This is a genomic window from Pseudomonas sp. KK4 (assembly GCF_001984065.1).
Classification (GTDB): Bacteria; Pseudomonadota; Gammaproteobacteria; order Pseudomonadales; family Pseudomonadaceae; genus Aquipseudomonas.
Window position 1 is genome coordinate 25,381 of sequence record NZ_LYVP01000043.1, and the last position, 18,742, is coordinate 44,122.

Here is an 18,742-nt window from a genome sequence, read left to right on the forward strand (position 1 = left end):
AAAATGAATTCGACGCTCGTCAGCACCTTGCTTCTGTTGTGCTCTAGTGGAAAGTTTATTTCCGGATTATTGACATGACTTCAACTCATATCATTAGTTCTGCAATGCACGTGGGGTCTTTTTTTCCTGGCCTGTCAAAGACAAAGTTGACTCGCACCAGTACCCTGCTTCCGGAAATGTTTGGAATGTTTTGGCTCACGCTGTGCCATTGATTGTCCTGTTTGCGGTTATCCGGGGATGCCACCTCTTTGACAGTGGTCTCGCTGAATGCAATCAGATTTATATTTGCTCGCGGGCCATAGGTTGCTAATTCATCGTCTTGATACATTTTATACTGGGTTATGTAGATGCCTTTGCTGCTGCCGTAATCATAATAATGGCCTTTGACATCGCCTCGGAATACACCGTTTAAAGCTTCACAGGAAAGGTGCAAGGGTTTAGCAACAGCTCCGCTCATTTTGGCATTGCCGGCGTCGGCAGCGTTGCCGGCCAGTGGCAGGCAGGCCAGTAATACGGACAACAGAGAGCCTGCAATAAACTTGTGCATTCAAACATCCTTTTTTTGGGTAAGACTCGCGGCCTGATACCGCCGCGAGTAATGCTCATGCTGCTTATATGAGAAGCAACTATTTGAATTTCATATTCAAGTTGCGTGAGCTGAATTTAATTTATCCAAGGTTGGCCCAACCATCGCACCGGGGATCTCCGCCTTTCTTATCGAAAACAAACTCCACCCTTACTTGAGTGGCTGGCCACGGCGAGTGCCAGAAATCACCCAGGTCGTGCCACTGGCCATCCTGTTTCATGCTGTCGGGAGATTTGAACGACTTGCTTCCGCCTCCGCTGGCGTTGGCAATGGTCGTGTTCACATTGGCTTTATTGCGATCAGGGTCAGCATTGAGGATTCTGTATTGATCCACATAAACGCTTCTGCCATTTTGGCCATAGTTATAATAATGGCCCCTGGCTTCGCCTCTCAAACCATCTTTGCTGCACGAAAGGCTGAACGGATAGGAAGGCATTTTTGCAGAATCAGACTGGGCGGGGAGGGCCGCATTACTGGTCAGCGGCAGGCAGGCTAACGACAGGGACAGGCACAGGCTGGTTACAGAAAGTTTGATCACTTTTTACACCCTTTTAGATTTTTTTATACCTCGCTAAACCGTCAGTGAAACGAGGCGATCGCAGACTATCGCCTCTTCGAATTTATTAATGTAGGAAGCCCCAGCGCTGGAAGTAGGAAATCTCGTACTTCCTGCGTGGAAACTCGCCTACGAACTAAACAGCCATTACACCCGCAGCGTCCGGGTCATGCGCAACGCCAGCAAACTGCCGCACACTATCACCCCCGCCAGCAGGTACAGCGCCGCATCGGTTGAACCGGTACTGTCCTTGACCCAGCCCACCAGGTACGGGCTGAGGAAGCCGGCCATCTGGCCCATGGAGTTGATCAGCGCCAGACCGCCAGCGGCCGCGCCGGCACTCAGCAGCGCGGTCGGTACCGGCCAGAACATCGGCAGGCCGGTAAGGGCGCCCATGGTGGCGATGGTCAGGCCGAGGATGGCGATGGCCGGTGTAGTGGCGAAGTTCACGGCGATCAGCAGGCCGGCCGCACCCATCAGCATCGGCACTACCAGATGCCAGCGACGTTCCTTGCGCAGGTCCGCCGAACGACCGACCAGCAGCATGAACACCGCCGCCAGCAGGTAGGGAATGGCGCTCAACCAGCCGATCACCAGGTTATCGCTGAAGCCCAGATTCTTGATGATCGACGGCAACCAGAAGTTGATCGCGTAGACGCCGCTCTGGATGCAGAAATAGATCAGACCGAAGGCCCAGATCGCCGGGTTCTTGAACACCGCCAACAGCGAATCGGTGGTGGTTGTCGGCTTGTTGGCCAGGTCTTCTGCATGGTCGGCCTCCAACACCGAGCGCTCGAACGGGGTCAGCCATTTGGCGTTGGCGTAACTGTCGCTGAGCAGGAAATAGGCCAGCGCTCCGAGGATCACGGTCGGAATGCCTTGCAGCAGGAACATCCACTGCCAGCCGGCCAAGCCACCCTGGCCGGCGGCGAAGTGGTTGAGGATCCAGCCGGAAAACGGGCTGCCGAGCAGGCCGGACACCGGTATCGCCGACATGAACAGCGCCATGATGCGGCCGCGGCGGAAGGTCGGGAACCACTGCGAGAGGTACAGCACCACGCCGGGGAAGAACCCGGCTTCGGCGGCGCCGGTGAACAGGCGCAGGGTGTAGAACTCGGTGGGGGTGGTGACGAACAGCAGGCAGGTCGACAACGTGCCCCAGGTGATCATCATCAGTGCGATCCAGCGACGCGGGCCGAACCGGGTCAATGCCAGGTTGCTCGGCACGCCGCACAGCACGTAGCCGATGAAGAAGATCCCGGCACCGAGGCCGTACACGGTTTCGCTGAACTTCAGCGCGTCGAGCATCTGCAGCTTGGCAAATCCAACGTTCACCCGGTCGAGGTAGTTGAACAGGTAGCAGATGAAAATGAAGGGGATCAAACGCAGGGTAATGCGTTTGTAGACGGCATTTTTTTCGTCAACGATGGCCTGGGTAGCGGCGGCGCTCTGTGACATGGCGGGCTCTCTCTTTATTATGATTTTTTGCGATGCAAAGGGTAACGTTGATCGCCCTGTGAGTCTCGGCCACGGGCAGGGTCGCTGTCTTTGTGCCTGAGCACAGGGTTTGCCGCCCGGCCCTGTGCGGCTGAACAACCCCCGATCCATTCGTTTGCAAGGATTCCCCCATGTTTGAACTCGATCACGACCTGGCCCAGGACATCGTCGACCGGGCGATGGCCATCCTGCCGTACAACGTCAACGTCATGGACAGCCAGGGGTTGATTCTGGGCAGCGGCGAACCGGAGCGGATCAACACCCGCCATGAGGGCGCGCAACTGGTACTGGCCAATGGTCGGGTGGTGGAGATCGACGCGCAGACGGCGATTCATCTCAAAGGCGTGCAACCGGGCATCAACCTGCCGCTGATGCTCGATCAGCGTCTGATCGGCGTGCTGGGCATCACCGGCGAGCCCGACCAGTTGCGCACTTACGCGCAACTGGTGCGCATGACCGCCGAAATGCTCGTTGGCCAGCGCAACCAGCAGGACGAACAGCAATGGCGGCGCCAGCGTTGCGACGATCTGCTGGCGCTGTTGCTCAGCGAGGCGGGCAGTTCGCCGCGGCTGATCGACGAGGCCCAACAACTGGGGCTCAAGCCGCAACTGAACCGGGTGCCGTACCTGTTCGAGCTGGGCATGGAGCACGGGCCGGGGCAAACCGCCGAGGCGCTCAGTGCCTGGCTGACCACGCGTTATCCGGATAGCTGGTGCGTGAGTTCGGCCAAGACGTCCCTGTTGTGGTGCCGACCGGCCAGTCAAAACCTTGAGAACGAGCGGTTGCTGGAAAAGCTCGACGGCCTGGGCTGGAACATCCTGCGCATCGCGGTGGGCGGGCAGGCCGATGGGCTGACCGGGCTGCGACGTTGCTATCGGCGGGTCGGCGACTTGTTGGCCTACGGCCGTGAGGTGTTGCCGCGCTCGCGTCTGCTGACCCTCAATCGTTATCGACTGCCGGTGATGCTCTGGCGCCACCGCAACGACGATGCCCTGGACGAGTTGCTCAACCCCTTGCGCAAAGTCATCGCCAAGGACAACAGCGGCCAGTTGCTGGCGACCTTGCGCAGCTGGTGCGACCACGACGGCCAAAGCCAGGCCTGCGCCGATTCCCTGGGCATTCACCGCAATAGCCTGCGTTACCGCATGGAGCGGATTGCCGAGCTGAGCGGCGTTGATCCGCTGCGCCTGGACGGCATGCTCGCGCTTTACCTTGGCGTGCAGCTCCTCCCCCAAACCGACACCCCCACCCTGTAGGAGCGAGCATGCTCGCGATGGACGTCAACGATGACGCGGGGTGCCCTGAATCACCGCGGCGTCCTGTCGTCAATCGCGAGCATGCTCGCTCCTACAGGGGGATAGCGTGCGACTTGACGCTGCGCTTTTGTGGAAATGAACAATAATCCTCATGGCCTCTTGTGCAGCGGCCCGGCGTTATTGTGCGTGCCGGCTGGCAGCATGGGGGTAATGGAACTGGAGAATTCCCATGAAAATCGTGATTGCCCCCGACTCGTTCAAAGACAGTATCAGCGCCCAAAGCGCGGCCGATGCCATTGCCCAAGGCTGGAAAGAGGTCTGGCCCGACGCGCAGATCATCACCTGCCCGATGGCCGATGGCGGCGAGGGCACGGTGGCGGCGGTGCTGGCGGCGTGCGGTGGGGAACGTCAGCGGGCCGAAGTGCGTGGCCCGCTCGGCGAAACGGCCTATGCCTCCTGGGGCTGGCTGCCCGACAGCCACACCGCGATCATCGAAATGGCCGAGGCCAGCGGGTTGCAACTGGTGCCGGTGGATAAGCGCGATGCCTGCATCAGCAGCACCTTCGGCACCGGCCAATTGATCCGCGCCGCCCTCGATGAAGGCGCGCAGCGAATCATTCTGGCGATCGGCGGCAGCGCTACCAATGACGGCGGCGCCGGTGCGATGCAGGCCCTTGGCGTGCAACTGCTCGATGGTCACGGGCAGGAGCTGGCGCCGGGCGGCCTGGCATTGGCAAACCTGTGGCGCATTGACCTGAGCGGGCTCGATCCGCGTTTGGCCCAGGTGCGCTTCGACATCGCCGCCGATGTCAACAATCCACTGTGCGGCGAGCAGGGCGCCTCGGCGATTTTCGGCCCGCAAAAAGGCGCCTCGCCGGAGCAGGTGAGACTGTTGGACAAGGCTCTGGGGCTGTTCGCCAATCATTGCGCCAAAGCCTTGGGCCATGATGTGCGAGACGAACCGGGCAGTGGCGCGGCAGGCGGCCTGGGGTTTGCCGCAAAGGCGTTTCTCGGTGCGCAATTCAAGCCCGGCGTGGAAGTGGTCGCCGAATTGGTGGGCCTGGCCCAAGCCGTCGAAGGCGCCGACCTGGTGATCACCGGTGAAGGCCGTTTCGACGCCCAGACCCTGCGCGGCAAGACGCCCTTTGGCGTGGCGCAGATCGCCCGCGAAAAGGGTGTGCCGGTGATCGCCATCGCCGGCACCCTGGGCGAGGATTATCAGGACCTGTACAAACACGGCATCGACGCCGCGTTCTCCCTGGCGAGTGGGCCGATGACCCTGGACCAGGCCTGCATCGAAGCGCCACGGTTGTTGTGGGAGCGCACCAGCGATATTGCCCGGGTGTGGCGCATCGCCAAAAACCAATAACATTTCCCTGTAGGAGCGAGCATGCTCGCGATGGACGTCAACGATGACGCGGGATGCCCGAATGAACGCGGCGTTCTCGCGTCCATCGCGAGCATGCTCGCTCCTACAGGGGCTCTGGTGTTTCAGGGTTGAAACACTCGTAACCCCTTGAAAAATATTTCGCAAATCCCCGCAGAATTCCTCAAGCCCCGCCGATACAGATCACAGGCGCCCATGGCGCCGGACTGATCACGCAAGGACGCTCGCCGCCTCACTCATCCGAGTATTGTCCTATGTCCTTGCGTCAACTGAACATCGCGCCCCGCGCCTTCCTCGGTTTTGCTTTCATTGCCTTGCTGGTCATCGTGCTGGGCGTGTTCGCGGTCAACCGCATGTCGATCATCCGCCAGTCCTCGATCGACATGGGCAGCACCCAACTGCCCAGCGTCCAGCAATTGGGCGTTGTCACCGAAAACATTTTGCGCATGCGCATCCTGTCGTTCCGCATCCTGGTCAACCGCGAGCCCGCCAGTCTGCAAGAGGCGCAAACCCGTATCGGCGTGCTCACCGACAAGGCGCGCAAGGCCCAGGCCGCCTACGCCGAACTGCCAGCGGGGCCGGATGAAGCGGCGCTGTACAAGCAATTCAGCGCCACCCTGGACAGCTACATGCAGGCCCAGCGGGAAATGCTCGACCTGTCGCGGCAGAACAAGGTCGACGAGATGCGCACCCTGATCAACACCCGGATCAAGGACGGCACCGACCTGATGGGCGAGCAGCTCATTCGTCTGGTGCAGTACAACGCTGACGGCGCCAAAGCCGCCGGGGTGATCGCCGAAAGCAACTACAACACGGCCGTGAACGGAATCATTGCGGTGTCGGTGATCGCGGCCTTGGCGACCGTGCTGCTGGCCTGGTTGCTGACCCGCAGCATCGTCAGCCCATTGAGCCGCGCGGTGCAGGCTGCGCAAACCATCGCCGGCGGTGACCTGAGCAAAACCATCGAAGTCGATGGCAAGGACGAACCGGCACGCTTGCTCGGCGCCCTGGCCACCATGCAAACCAATCTGCGCCAGACCATCGAGCAGATTTCCGGTTCCGCCACGCAATTGGGTGCCGCCGCTGAAGAACTCAGCGCCGTCACCGAAGAAGCGTCCCGTGGATTGCATCAGCAAAACAACGAAATCGAACAGGCTGCCACGGCCGTCAACGAGATGACCGCCGCCGTGGAAGAAGTGGCGCGCAATGCCGTGTCGACTTCCGAAGCGTCGAACCAGTCGACCCAGGCCGCCCGCGAAGGTCGAGACCGCGTGGTGGAAACCGTCGACGCGATCCAGACCATGACCCACGACGTGCAGAACACCTCGCTGATGATCGAAGGCCTGGCGGCGCAGGGCAGGGACATCGGCAAGGTGTTGGACGTGATTCGGGCCATCGCCGAACAGACCAACCTGCTGGCGCTGAACGCCGCGATTGAAGCGGCTCGCGCCGGGGAAGCCGGGCGGGGGTTTGCGGTGGTGGCGGACGAGGTACGTGCCTTGGCCCATCGCACCGCGCAGTCGACCCAGGAAATCGAGAAGATGGTCGCCGGCATTCAGAACGGCACGGGTGAAGCCGTGTCGTCGATGCAGCAGAGCAACCAGCGCACCCAAAGCACCCTGGAAATGGCCCGTGCCGCGGGGGTCGCCCTGGAGCAGATCACCCAGTCGATCCACTTGATCAACGAACGTAACCTGGTGATCGCCAGTGCCTCGGAAGAGCAGGCCCAGGTGTCCCGCGAAGTGGACCGCAACCTGGTGAACATCCGCGACCTGGCGACCCAGTCCGCCGCCGGCGCCAACCAGACCAGCGCCGCCACCCACGAACTGTCGCGCCTGGCGGTGGACCTGAATGCGATGGTGGCGCGGTTTGTCATCTGACCGAAGCACCGCGTTTTTATGCATGGCGCAGGGATCTGTACAAAAAACCTCGCCGTGCATACCCCTGTATAAGCACACACCTGTCAACTCTGACAGTATCGCGACAAAAGAAAACCGCGCTTAATTTGCCCCAGGCTTCACTGGACCGGCAGAACGACAGGGCGTCTCTTGCAGTGCCACCCCAGTTTGATCGTGCTGCCTGGCAGTCATGGCTGAATACCCCCCGTCACTGGAGAATTCGCAATGGCAGTCTCGCAAAAGCAACTCAAGGCACAGCAAATTCGTGATGACTACATCAAATACCGTGCCCAACGCGCACAGGCACAACCCCGGCAGGTACTGGCAGACCTCAAGCCACCGGATCTGTCGGCGGCCATGGCTGACGCCACCGATGGCACCCTCATTGGGCCGCTGCTCGCCAATGGTTTGTCGGTAGGAATCGAGTGGTGGGATAACCTGCCGGACTTTCCTGGTGATGACGAAGTCGTGAGTTTGCATCTGGCAAAAGGGCATGACCCGATTGACGCCAATCTGTTCTATACAAAGGTGGACGAAGAAACCTATACGGTGCCCGACTACCCGGACAAACCTCGGGATCTCAAAATACCTGCTGAAAATCTGGCGGCGGATGGCAAGTACACGCTCAAGTATTCATTGAGGGACTATAAACATGATGAGTTCTGGTCAGCACCGTTCCCGATCATCTGCGATCAAACCCCACCCAGAGGGGTGACGGAGCTGGAACCGGCGCCCATGACGTTTCCGGCCATCATCATCACCGATGCCGAAGTGAACAACGTGGTTGGGACCATCCCCCGTTACCTGCTCTGGAGCGAAGGCGATTCGGTGATCTACGGTTGGGAGCGCGACCTTCCAGCGAATCCGGAAGACTTGCCTTATGAAGGCCCCGTGCCCTTATCCAACAGTCCACAAACAGTCACGTTCGACCCCAACCACATCAAGCGCATCGGTGACGGCCACTGTTTCATTGCCTATGCGATATACGACAAAGCCCGCAACCGAAGCCGTTTCGCCGGTTGGACCCGAGTGCACGTCGCCTTGGGCCCACTGCCCACCAACCTTCATTTGCCCAAGGTCGATTTGGCTGACGATGGCATCGACATCGAAGACGCCATCGCCGGCATCTGGGTCGATATTCCCCTGTACGACAACTGGAAGCCCAGGGACCAGATCGCGATCATGTGGGGCGCCACCGAGCTGGACATCTTTGATGTAGGCCCAACCCCCAACCCCGAACTGAGTCTGCGGGTTCCTTCCGATACGCTGAGGGCTGAATACGGCAGCGCCACCGGGAATAAACCCACCGAAGTCAGTTACCGGGTACTGCGCGGCGGTGCGCCTTTCGGGGGCAAGCAAGCCATCACGGTCGACGTCAACTTCTCCTTCATCGGCCCACCTCGGCCCTTACCGGACATCACCTGGCCCGACCCGGTCAACAGAGACCTGGAGGAGGGCAACGTAAGGAGTCACTCAGGGAAGTTGAATGTGCTGGAAGCCGCGGACGAGACCTTCGATGCCGATTTCATCTTTCACATCTACGACCCGGTCAAGGATGGTGAAACCATCAAGTTTTACTGGAGCGGCATCTACATGCCGGAGGCGGACATCACCATCGACGGCGAAGTCGCGGGTGAGGAAGTCACCGTGACGGTTTTATGGAAGTACATCGAACAGGCCGGCAATAGCGACGTACTGACGATGCACTACCGAATCGGCGGCCCTGACACGCCGAACGAACAACAATCCCCGCCCAGGGACGTCATCGCCAATGCCGTCGTCCTGCGCCCCGACGCCGCTACGTTCAGGGATGTAAACGGCGCCGGCTGGCTCACCTGCAAATCGCTGGATGGGCCGGACAATGCCATTGTGGTGTTGGTGCCGGACCTGAGCGAGTGGCTGGCGGCAGGCGATACCGTCGACATGAAATGGTGGGCGCTGCCGGGGCGCACCGGTGAGCCGGCACCGATCACGGACACCCCCCTCGATGAGACGATAACGCTGACCGATGCCGCCGGCGCCTATCCGGTCACTGGCTTCGAATGGCGAGTTCAACCCTACGATAAACACGTCCTGCCTACCTACGTGGACGAAAACGACAAGGACGGCAGGGGCCGAGTTACCTACGGCTTCAAGTTCAAGGGCGTGGATGTGACTTCCAAAACCCTGCAAGCCAACGTCGGCATGCACGAGTCCACCACCCCGGGGTCTTGCCCCATTTAGCCCGCGCAAATCGGTAGAAAAAGAGCAAAACGGAGCCCGGTGAGATCCCGGGCTCCGCAGGGGGAGGAAATTTGTCTGAAGACTCGCAGGATTAGTCCTACATATTTTCGGAACGGCTGCCGATAGTCTCGCCCCCTTTGCAGGTTCATACAGGCTCTTCAGAAGGTTCTGACAGGGCGTAAGCGCTATGTACCGATCATCCGAAGGTGGACTCAATGCCAGCAACCTATTCGTTCAAGCTCACTCCATTGGCACTCGTGCTTAAAACTGTCGCGATTGCGCCCGTACTACTCTTCACTCAACACGCCCTGGGCGTGGCGTTGATCGGTGGCGAGACCACGCTGCCGCCGACGATCCCCCTCAACACCTACGAACTCAGCGCCGGTGCGATCCTAAACGCCACCGGGGTCGGCACTTTGCAGATCAGCGCGTTGGGTGGCTCGACGGTCAACCTCAATGGTGCCACCACCAATGCCACCGGACAGGCCAACGCGGTGTCGCTGACCGCCAGCACGGCCAACATCAGCAACGGCAGCACCATCAACAGCGCCACCACTGGTTTGAGCCTGAACCGCGACACCGCCACCAACACCGGCTCGACGGCGCTGGTCACCGACAGTCAGATCAACGGCGCGTTGCGCGGTGCCGCGGTCAGTGCCGGCAGTACCCTGACACTGGTGGGCAGTGAACTGAACGGCACCAATGCCACCGGCGTCGGCGCGTCGATCTTTGGCGGCAACCTCACTGCGACCGGCAGCACCATCACCGGTGGCTTGAATGGCGTGCAATTGCGCCCGACCGATCCATTGGCGCCCACCAACAGCCTTGTCCTGGACAGCACCCGCGTCGAAGGCCTCAGCGGTGCGGCGATCGCACTCAACGGTGCGGCGCAGACCAACACTGAACAAAGCCACATCGTGGTGAGAAACGGTTCGACCCTGGTGGGCGGCAACGGTGCGATTCTGGAAGTCAGCAGCGGTGCCAACGCAGACCTGCAGGTCGACAACAGCACGCTGGTGGGGGATGTGGTCGTGGACGGCGCCAGCTCGGCGAGCGTGGCTCTGAACAACAGTGCGTCGCTGACCGGGCGCCTGGTCAACGTCAATTCCCTCGCGCTCGACAACAACGCGAAGTGGGTGATGACCGAGTCCGGTTCCGTCGCCAACCTGGCGATGAACAACGGCGGCGCGATCCAGTTCGGCAACCCGACCGAGTTCTACAAGTTGTCGGTGGGCAACCTGACTGGCACCGGCGGCCTGTTGATCATGGACGCCAATTTCGCGACCGGCCAGGTCGATACCCTGGAGGTCACCGGCACTGCCACGGGCGATCACAAGGTGCTCATGGGCAGCAGCGGCGAGGAGCCTTCTGTGGCGAACGTGGTCCCGGTGATTCACATCGCCAGTGGTGACGCGACCTTCTCGATGGACAGGCCGGTGGACCTGGGTACCTTTTCCTACGACCTGGTCAAGCAGGGCAACAACGACTGGGTGCTCAACACTGCGTTGAAAACCATCAGCCCGGGCACGCAATCGGTGCTGGCCCTGTTCAACACCGCACCAACCGTCTGGTACGGCGAACTCAGCACCCTGCGTACGCGCATGGGCGAAGTGCGTCGCGATGAAGGCAAGTCCGGTGGCTGGGCACGGGCCTATGGCAACAAATTCGATGTCAGCGCCAGTTCCGGCGTGGGCTACGAGCAGACTCAACAGGGTATTTCCTTCGGCGCCGATGCGCCGTTGCCCATCGGTGGTGGCCAATGGCTGATCGGGTTGCTGGGCGGTTACAGCCAGTCCGATCTGAACCTGAGCCGTGGCACCAGCGGCACGGTCGACAGCTACTACCTGGGTGCCTATACCACCTGGCTGGACCCGCAGAGCGGCTACTACTTCGACGGCGTGCTCAAGTTCAACCGCTTCCAGAATGAGTCCGATGTACAGCTCAGCGACGGCAAGAAAACCAAGGGCAACTACGACAACAATGGCGTAGGTGCCTCCCTGGAATTCGGTCGCCACATCGCCCTGCAGGACGGCTACTTCGTCGAGCCCTACACCCAGTTGGCGGGCGTCGTCATTCAGGGCAAGGACTACGATCTGGACAACGGCCTGTCCGCCGAGGGCGACAGAACCCGTTCGTTGTTGGGCAAAGTGGGCGCTACCGTTGGCCGCAACATCGACCTGGGCGACGGCAAGGTCGTGCAGCCTTACCTCCGTGCCGCCTACGCCCATGAATTCGCCAAGAACAACGAAGTCGAGGTCAACGACAACGTGTTCAACAACGATCTGTCGGGGTCCCGTGGCGAGTTGGGCGCCGGTGTGTCGATGTCGTTGACCGACAAGGTGTCGATGCACGCCGATGTCGACTACAGCAATGGCGAGCACATCGAACAGCCTTGGGGCGTGAACTTCGGTTTGCGTTACCTGTTCTAGTCCAGGCCAAAAAGTTCGCCCCGCCGCGTGCGCTGCGGGGCGCACCTAGCAGTTCTGCTAGTACCCCGATTTACCGAAAACGTATCTACTGTTCGTGACTGCTTTATTTAGCGGAGAACAGCTCATGCTTGGTAGCAATCAGGAAAGTCTCGCACCGCTGGAAGACCCCAAACCGGTTGGCGTGCTGGACGATATTGAAGGCGGCGAGCCGCATCTGCTGCCACGCAGCGCTCAGAACCAGGACTTGAGGGTCGAGTTCCCGCAATGGCATAACTCTGAACCCTCGGACCAGGACCCGGAATATGCCGAGCTTTTCTGGGACGGTGACAGTGTCGAGCGCAAAAAATACACGACCCATCCGATTGCCCCTTCCGACTTGTTCATTGATGTCCCGGTGCGCTACCTGAGCGAAGGTCAGCACGAACTTCTGTACGAGGTGACCAGTTACACCGGGGATGAATATGCGTCCCTGCCTTATACCCTCACCATCGATGTGACCCCGCCGGTTCTGGCGACTGACAACAAGTTGATTTTCCCTGCGCCCGTGTTGCCGCCCAATGCGTTGACTGCCGATTACCTGGCCGAACCGCAGAACGGCGACCGGGTGCTTGCCAGGGTTCCTGCCTACAGAACCCCGGCACCGGGTGATGTGGTGATCGCCACCTGGAAAAATCCAAACGATGGCACCTGGGGCGAACTGCGCAGCGATCCGCTGACACACCTCAATTACACCGACCCGATCACGCTGACGTTTAGCGGTGATTTCATTCGCAACCTGGGGGATGGCCAGCGTGAGGTGAGCTATCGGGTCGAGGACCGCGCATCCAACCCGACGCTTGAGTCCGATGCCGTGGCGTTGTTGGTGGCAGCCATCCGGCCACCCCGTTATGCGCCCAACCCCTGGGTCATGGAGATCGAGGATGAGCCGTCGGACTGGGGTGAGCTCAATCCGGAGAGAACCCTGCAAGGGGCAACCGTACGCATTCCGGCGGACGCGGTTTATTTCAAGGACGATCAGGTCGAGATCTGGTTCGGTGAGCCAGGCAGCCCCGGTGCCGTGTCAGTGCCTGTCGACCCGGATGCCCGGGATGTGAAGATCGACAAGGAAATCATTGCGGGATTTCTCGACAGTACGTTACCGGTGTCCTACCTGATTCACCTGCCGGACGGCTCGACGATGCCCTCGATGCGCTTGACCCTGAAGGTGCGCGCCTTCCCCCCGGGCAAATTGCCCACCCCTCAACTCGCAGCCCCCCACAGCGACCCGGTGTACAAAAGCCAGATCACCGCAGCGGGCTTGCCGGTGATCCAGCCCAAGTGGCCTTACATCAGCACGCGTTGCCTGATCACCCTCACAGTGACCGGGGGCGGTAAAAGCGAGACCCTGCTGGAGCCGCGCAAGGTACTGCCGGACGAAGTCACCGGCGGTGTCGCGGCAAGGATCACCCAAGGGTTCATGCTTGGGCTGGACAGTGACCTGCGGTTCACGGTGAAGACAACCGTCAGCTTCGACGATGGCGGCCGCTGGTTCGACTTCATCGAGCTGAGGCCGATGCTCAGGGATTGACATCTGTAGGAGCGAGCTTGCTCGCGATGGCGTCCCGGACTGCGCAAGGCGGTCAGGCAGCCGGTGTCATCGTTGACCACTCTCGCGAGCAAGCTCGCGCCTACAGTTGTCTGTGTTTTCAGCGTCACTGGTAGGTGAGGGTGAAGCTCAGTGAACCTTCGGCCTTGCCGGCGCGGATGTCGGTGCTGTTCTTGATCTGGTAGAAACGCGCCTTGAAATCCAGCACCTTGTCCTGGCCATCCTTGATCACGCCAAAGTCCACATCATTGCCCAGGGGCACGGGGGTCACGCCGTCCTTGTGCAGCACTTGGATGCCCATTCCGGCGGCCGTCGAGGCCGGGCTGAGGTTGAACACGCCGAGGCTGCCGTCACCTTCGGGCAACGAGCCATTGGCACCGTCGAGGCGGATGTGGGCGCTGGCTTCGTTGCCGCTGGACGGATCCGACTGGCAACTGGTCAAAGTGATGGTGAAGTCGGTCGGCGCGGTGGTGAAGCCTGGATGGATGAAGTCCTTGGCGTCCCAATCGCCCAGCGGCACCGGGTCGACACTCACCGGATTGGCGCCCACCGCACATTGCGATTGCACCACCGTGCCGTTCAAACCGTAGCGAAAACCCTTGCCGATACCGGTGAAGTGGCCGTCGAAAATCTGCCGGCTCAACAGGTGCGGCCCCGGGGGAATGTTGCCGGTTTTCACCAGGGTCACTTTGCTGCGCAGGCGCGACAGCTTGAAAGGCGACAGCAGGGTGCGGGTGATTTCCGCTTCAAAGGGCACGATCGGCTTGCCGCCAATGGGCACGAATTCATTGTCGAAATTCCCCTCGAAAGGCACTTCCAGGGTGACCCGCGCACCCACGCCGGGAATGTTGGTCATGAAAATCTTGCCGCTGACGTCCTCGCCGCCGATGGGCTCGTGATACCTGCGGTCCATGGGCGCGACCGGCAGGGCGCTGAAGTTCAGCGTGACGCTGCCATCGTTACTGCAGGTGATGCCCAGGTTGCCGGGATTACCGGTCTGCACCCAATTGATGTCCGGGCCGATGACGCTGCCGATCTTTGCGTCACGCGGCACATATACCGTACCGACGTTCGCCTGAAAGTCCAGCGGCCCCGGCGCGCTGTCCCAGACACAGGTGTTGGCCACGGCCGGCAACGCCAGCTGCCATCCCGCCACGATACCCGCCAGGCCGATGCCCCGGCGCAGTGATAATTTCATGAACCTTTTCCTTCGATAAGCGAGGCGCCGCAGCGGGCGGCGCCTTCTGAATGAGTGCGTTTCAACGACAGGTCACGTCCTGCAGGCGATAACCCTGGGTCGGCTCGGTACGTTGCGGATCGATGTCCAACCGGCACGCCTGATCACCCCAGCGAACTTCGAGCGACTGCGGCTGATCATCCACGCTGAGCATCAACTGGCCGGCCTGGCCCACCACGCCGACGGCTTCACCGTCACGATCCTTGACCTGCGCGCCGAACGGCAGCGGCTGGCCGTTGAAGGTTGCGTTGATCACCATGCGATTGACCGAACGGGCAGCGAAGGTGGTCTTGACCACCGCACCACGGCGAGGCACCGCTTGCGCCGTGCCGTTGTCGATCTCGACGTCCGGCCCCAATTGATCGGTGTCCAGTTCCACCTGGTTGACCCGGTAGGGCCGCAGGTAAGGCACCAGCGCATAACCCCGCTCATTGGTGCGCACCCCCGGTACGTTGGCGACGCCGACATCCTTGATGCCCGGCACTTCGACCAGCCCTGCGGTTTCCCCCAGATAAGGCCCCAGCTCGATGCCGTCCCCGTGCACCAGCAGGGCCCCGGTGGCGTTCACCGACACGTTGCGGTAGTCGTTGCCTTGGCTGACGCCGGCACCGACGTTGCCGAACGGCATCTGGTACCCCATCGACAGCTCCGCCGATTGTTGGCGGTTGTCTTCATTGGCCACCGAGGCCCGGTAGTTGAACCGGTTGCCATCGAGCGCACCGTTCAGGCTGGCCCGCTGGCTGTAGCTGTCGCCGTTCTTTTGCAGGTCGAAGGTCGCCGAGTTGGTGTGCCCGAAGTCCAGGGGCAGGGTGATGCTCAAGCCGAGCTGGCGATCGCTGCGTTCATCGCGGTCGCTCAGGGACTGGCTGGCGAACAGGGTGTAGCCCACGCCCCGGTGCTGGGTGTTGAAATTGAACTGGAACTGCCGGCGCTGGTAATCGCTGCGCCAGAAGTCCTCCTGGGACAGCGACAGGGTCAACGAGCTGCTCGGCGTGAGGTTCTGGTACACCGCCGCTTCCAGACGGCTGCGGCGGCTGCCGCGGAAACTCGCGTCCTGGCTGCGCTGGCGCACCGCTTCATCGAAGTCGCGGTAGCCCTCGGTGGAGTAGCGATAACCGGCAAAGCGCAGGCTGGTGCGGGTGGGGAAGGTCTTGCCGAATTTGATCGCGTAACTGGTGCCCTGGACCGAGTCCACGTCCCGGGTATCGAGGTCGGCATCGGAACGGGTGACGTCCAGGGCCAGGGCGCCGAAGCTGCCCAGGTCCTTGGCGATACCGACGTTGGTCGCCTGATAATGCTCGCTGGCCATCAGGCCGCCGTAGAAGGTCGAGCCCCAACCGCTGCCCATGGCCAGCGTGCCTTGCCAGAACAACGGGTCATCGATGTGGCTGGAGGCGTTGTAACGGCCGGCCGCCGCGCTGTAGCGCCACGAACCTTCACGCAGCAGATTGCCCAGCGTGGCGTAGGGCTGGGTGAAACGGCGTACTTGTCCATCGGCTTCGGTGAGGATGATTTCCAGCTCACCGCTGCCGCCGCCGGTACTCAGATCGTCGATTTCGTAGGGGCCGGCGCTGACGTAGGTCGAATAGATCGGATAGCCGTTCTGCCGCACTTCCAGCCGCGAGCGGCTCAAGGCCACGCCACGGATCACCGGCGCATAACCCTGCATGGCATCGGGCAACATGCCGGCGTCGGAACTGATCAGTGCGCCCTTGATCGGCAGGCTTTTGAAAATGTCACCGCCGGTGAACGCCTCGCCCAGGGTCAGGTTGGCGTTCATCCCGGGCAGGTCCCGCTGCGCGTAGGTGTAGGCGCGGGTCCATTCCCGTTCGCCACGGCTGTCCTGACGGCCGCTCTGGTTGGTGCGCAGGCGCCAGGGGCCGAGGTTGAGCCCGGCGTTCAGGTACAGGTCCTGGCTGTTGTTGGAGCCGTAGCGATTGGAGCCTTGCTGGGCCGACACCTGATAGTTGACGAACGCCGCATTGATGCCGTCATCCCAGCGCTCGGGGTCGACGTAGCCGGTGACATCGCGGCGCATGGCGATTTGCGGAATGGAGATCGCCAGTTGCAGGCGGCCACCGTCGAAGTCGGTACGTGCGCCTTCGATCAAGGTTTTCAGTTGCAGGCACGACCCCTGGAGCTGTTCGGGGTCGGCGATGGCGTCGAGTTTGACCCCAAAGCGCTCGAGCAACTCGGCGTCGAAGCAGGGAGTGAGTTGGTCGGCACCCTGGCGGACAAAGTCGAGCTCGTGCTGGCCCCTGTATTCGTGATTGACACGGACCTCGACCCGGTAGCGGCCCGGGCCCAGATCCTGGGCGTCGGCCAGCGCCTGCAGGGTGAGTTGCCCGGCGTCGGCCGGTTGCCCCACGCCCTGGTGCATGAAGCCGCTCTGGAACGACAGCGGCGAACTCGCCAGCACGGGCCCGGCCTCGACCAGCGCGGCACTGCCGCTGCCGATCAGGAACAACTGGGCAAAACGCTGGCGAGCGGGCAGGCGCCGGCGACCCGAATAAGGACTCATCATTAACTTCCTGGCTTATTGGAGGCGATCGGCGATCAGCGGCTGATCTGGACGGACGGGTTCATCGCTGGCGTGATGCCGCCGTAGTCATTGATGGTGGTGAATGACACACCCAGGTCCGGGCCCGGTTTGACCTGGTCCAGGGCGTACACCTGACGATCGAGCGGCGCGACCATGGGCGGCGTGGCCAGGGTCTGGGTCTTGCCGTTGGCGCTCACTTGCACGCGATGGAAGGTGTAGTGAAAGGGCGTGGGGTTGTTCACCACCAGGCTGGCCTTGCCGCAGATCTGCTGGACCGACCATTGCAGGTCCTTGAGCCGCAGGTTGGGGTTGTCCTGGAGCTGGGCAGGGCGGTAGAACAGCTTGATGCGGGTGCGGATGGCGATGTTCAGCACGTTGCTCTGCTCGCCTTCGGCCTGGGGAATCTCCTGGGCGTTGAAGAAGAACAGCGACTCGCGGTCGGTGGGCAGGTTGTTGGGCAACCCATTGATTTGCAGTTGTTGCTCCTTGCCCGGGTTGACCCGGAACAGGGGCGGCGACACCGCGAACGGCACGGCGGTGGTGGTGTCATCGGCGCTGGTGTTGACCCAGGCCTGGACCGCATAGGGCTTGTCGCTGGGATTGGCGACCACCAGCGAGACGCTGCGCTTGTCACTCTCGAACAGCACGCGGGTGCCGCTGAGGGTCAGGGCGCCGTGGCTGGCCGGGACGTGGACGGACAGCAACAGCATGACCAGGGCACAGCCGCGCGCGGTCCTGTGTCGGCGTAAGGATTTGATCGAACGGAACATGCAATACCTCAGGGCGATGCGGGGCGCGCAATGCAGCGCACGCCCTTGAGCGCAGACGGGCTCTGCGCTCAAGGGTGAGAGTTACGGGAGGGTGACGAGGAAGTTGATGTTGGCAATCACCGGACCCTGCACCACGGTTGCCGCGGTGGAGCGATACTTGGCGTGGAACGCCATGCGGGTTTCGCCGATCGCGTTCAGCGGATAAGGACGCGACGGGGTGCCGCTGTCGACGTTGTTGCCATCCTTGTCCTTGATCGCCAGTGCGACGCCGGTGGCCCCGCCAGTCTGGATGCCGTAGTACTTGCCGTCGGTACCGGCGTTGCCGTGGGTACTGTCGAAGCGCACGGTGGCGGTGTCGCCGGCGCTGAAGCCACAGGCCGCGCCGTCCTTGATCTGCAGCGCGAATTCACGGCCGCCGGTTTCGGTGTCGGCTGCGCCGCCGAAGTCGACGACGGCAACGCTGCCCAGGTTGATCGGGCCAGGAGCGCCAGTACCTGGATCGATCGGGTAGACCGGGCAGGTGTTGGCGTTGATGTTACCGGTGAAGTTCACCTGGCCGACGCTGTTGGCAAACGCGGAAGTGCCCGCCAGGGAGGTTGCCAGGCCCAGGGCCAGGGCGATGAGCGTTTTGTTCATGTGTGCAAATCCTTTGAGGTCCGCCCGTGCGTCACGCCGAAACGGCAGCGGTGCGGCACGCTTTTGACAGCGTGAAAACGTTGATGAGGGGAAGCGAGTGTTTCGGCGGGCGGATTCTAGGAAGGGCGGTGGGGGGGGGA

13 protein-coding genes are annotated in these 18,742 nt (G+C 61.5%); 6 read left to right on the forward strand and 7 right to left on the reverse strand.

Annotated elements, in window-relative coordinates:
* Positions 1 to 85: 85 nt before the first annotated feature.
* The 3 genes from B0W55_RS16000 to B0W55_RS16005 form a co-directional block, all read right to left on the reverse strand.
* Positions 86 to 547, reverse strand: coding sequence for a hypothetical protein (locus B0W55_RS16000; RefSeq protein ID WP_077046907.1), 462 nt, complete (start codon positions 545 to 547; stop codon positions 86 to 88).
* 121 nt (positions 548 to 668) lie between these two features.
* Entirely contained in the window at positions 669 to 1,124 is a 456-nt protein-coding gene (locus B0W55_RS30055) for a hypothetical protein (RefSeq protein ID WP_139340925.1), read from the reverse strand.
* Between the two features lie 165 nt (positions 1,125 to 1,289).
* Positions 1,290 to 2,600 carry an MFS transporter gene (locus B0W55_RS16005; protein ID WP_077046908.1) on the reverse strand — a complete coding sequence of 437 codons (1,311 nt, stop codon included), beginning with the start codon at positions 2,598 to 2,600 and terminating at the stop codon, positions 1,290 to 1,292.
* Between the two features lie 170 nt (positions 2,601 to 2,770).
* On the opposite strand from B0W55_RS16005, the gene B0W55_RS16010 reads away from it, so the two are divergent.
* The 6 genes from B0W55_RS16010 to B0W55_RS16035 all read left to right on the forward strand — a co-directional run bounded on the left by B0W55_RS16010 (position 2,771) and on the right by B0W55_RS16035 (position 13,399).
* Entirely contained in the window at positions 2,771 to 3,895 is a 1,125-nt protein-coding gene (locus tag B0W55_RS16010; protein ID WP_077046909.1) for a sugar diacid recognition domain-containing protein, read from the forward strand.
* Between the two features lie 229 nt (positions 3,896 to 4,124).
* The gene (locus B0W55_RS16015; protein WP_077046910.1) at positions 4,125 to 5,264 is read left to right on the forward strand and encodes a glycerate kinase; all 1,140 of its coding nucleotides are present in this window, start codon (positions 4,125 to 4,127) and stop codon (positions 5,262 to 5,264) included.
* A 272-nt stretch (positions 5,265 to 5,536) separates the two neighbouring features.
* Entirely contained in the window at positions 5,537 to 7,162 is a 1,626-nt protein-coding gene (locus B0W55_RS16020; RefSeq protein WP_077046911.1) for a methyl-accepting chemotaxis protein, read from the forward strand.
* Positions 7,163 to 7,405: 243 nt separating this feature from the next.
* Positions 7,406 to 9,403, forward strand: a complete 1,998-nt coding sequence (locus tag B0W55_RS16025; RefSeq protein ID WP_077046912.1) for a hypothetical protein — start codon at positions 7,406 to 7,408, stop codon at positions 9,401 to 9,403.
* 215 nt (positions 9,404 to 9,618) lie between these two features.
* Positions 9,619 to 11,832 (forward strand): autotransporter outer membrane beta-barrel domain-containing protein, encoded by a 2,214-nt coding sequence (locus tag B0W55_RS16030; RefSeq protein WP_077046913.1) that lies wholly within the window; start codon positions 9,619 to 9,621, stop codon positions 11,830 to 11,832.
* A 124-nt stretch (positions 11,833 to 11,956) separates the two neighbouring features.
* Complete coding sequence (locus B0W55_RS16035; RefSeq protein ID WP_077046914.1) at positions 11,957 to 13,399, forward strand: hypothetical protein; 1,443 nt, start codon at positions 11,957 to 11,959, stop codon at positions 13,397 to 13,399.
* A gap of 124 nt (positions 13,400 to 13,523) precedes the next feature.
* Here B0W55_RS16035 and B0W55_RS16040 read toward each other — a convergent pair whose 3' ends face one another.
* From B0W55_RS16040 to B0W55_RS16055, 4 genes are all read right to left on the reverse strand, one after another.
* On the reverse strand, positions 13,524 to 14,615 hold the full coding sequence (locus tag B0W55_RS16040; RefSeq protein WP_077046915.1) for a fimbrial protein: 1,092 nt from the start codon (positions 14,613 to 14,615) through the stop codon (positions 13,524 to 13,526).
* 61 nt (positions 14,616 to 14,676) lie between these two features.
* Positions 14,677 to 17,175, reverse strand: coding sequence for a fimbria/pilus outer membrane usher protein (locus B0W55_RS16045; RefSeq protein ID WP_077046916.1), 2,499 nt, complete (start codon positions 17,173 to 17,175; stop codon positions 14,677 to 14,679).
* Positions 17,176 to 17,210: 35 nt separating this feature from the next.
* Complete coding sequence (locus tag B0W55_RS16050; RefSeq protein ID WP_077046917.1) at positions 17,211 to 17,966, reverse strand: molecular chaperone; 756 nt, start codon at positions 17,964 to 17,966, stop codon at positions 17,211 to 17,213.
* An 81-nt stretch (positions 17,967 to 18,047) separates the two neighbouring features.
* On the reverse strand, positions 18,048 to 18,602 hold the full coding sequence (locus B0W55_RS16055; RefSeq protein ID WP_077046918.1) for a fimbrial protein: 555 nt from the start codon (positions 18,600 to 18,602) through the stop codon (positions 18,048 to 18,050).
* Positions 18,603 to 18,742: the final 140 nt, after the last annotated feature.

Bases quoted from the DNA above. Each gene is read 5' to 3' on its own strand.
- B0W55_RS16050 (WP_077046917.1), bottom strand. From the start codon at position 17,966: ATGTTCCGTTCGATCAAATCCTTACGCCGACACAGGACCGCGCGCGGC.
- B0W55_RS16020 (WP_077046911.1), top strand. From the start codon at position 5,537: ATGTCCTTGCGTCAACTGAACATCGCGCCCCGCGCCTTCCTCGGTTTT.
- B0W55_RS16040 (WP_077046915.1), bottom strand. From the start codon at position 14,615: ATGAAATTATCACTGCGCCGGGGCATCGGCCTGGCGGGTATCGTGGCG.
- B0W55_RS16055 (WP_077046918.1), bottom strand. From the start codon at position 18,602: ATGAACAAAACGCTCATCGCCCTGGCCCTGGGCCTGGCAACCTCCCTG.
- B0W55_RS16030 (WP_077046913.1), top strand. From the start codon at position 9,619: ATGCCAGCAACCTATTCGTTCAAGCTCACTCCATTGGCACTCGTGCTT.
- B0W55_RS16035 (WP_077046914.1), top strand. From the start codon at position 11,957: ATGCTTGGTAGCAATCAGGAAAGTCTCGCACCGCTGGAAGACCCCAAA.
- B0W55_RS16005 (WP_077046908.1), bottom strand. From the start codon at position 2,600: ATGTCACAGAGCGCCGCCGCTACCCAGGCCATCGTTGACGAAAAAAAT.
- B0W55_RS16015 (WP_077046910.1), top strand. From the start codon at position 4,125: ATGAAAATCGTGATTGCCCCCGACTCGTTCAAAGACAGTATCAGCGCC.
- B0W55_RS16045 (WP_077046916.1), bottom strand. From the start codon at position 17,175: ATGAGTCCTTATTCGGGTCGCCGGCGCCTGCCCGCTCGCCAGCGTTTT.
- B0W55_RS16000 (WP_077046907.1), bottom strand. From the start codon at position 547: ATGCACAAGTTTATTGCAGGCTCTCTGTTGTCCGTATTACTGGCCTGC.
- B0W55_RS16025 (WP_077046912.1), top strand. From the start codon at position 7,406: ATGGCAGTCTCGCAAAAGCAACTCAAGGCACAGCAAATTCGTGATGAC.
- B0W55_RS16010 (WP_077046909.1), top strand. From the start codon at position 2,771: ATGTTTGAACTCGATCACGACCTGGCCCAGGACATCGTCGACCGGGCG.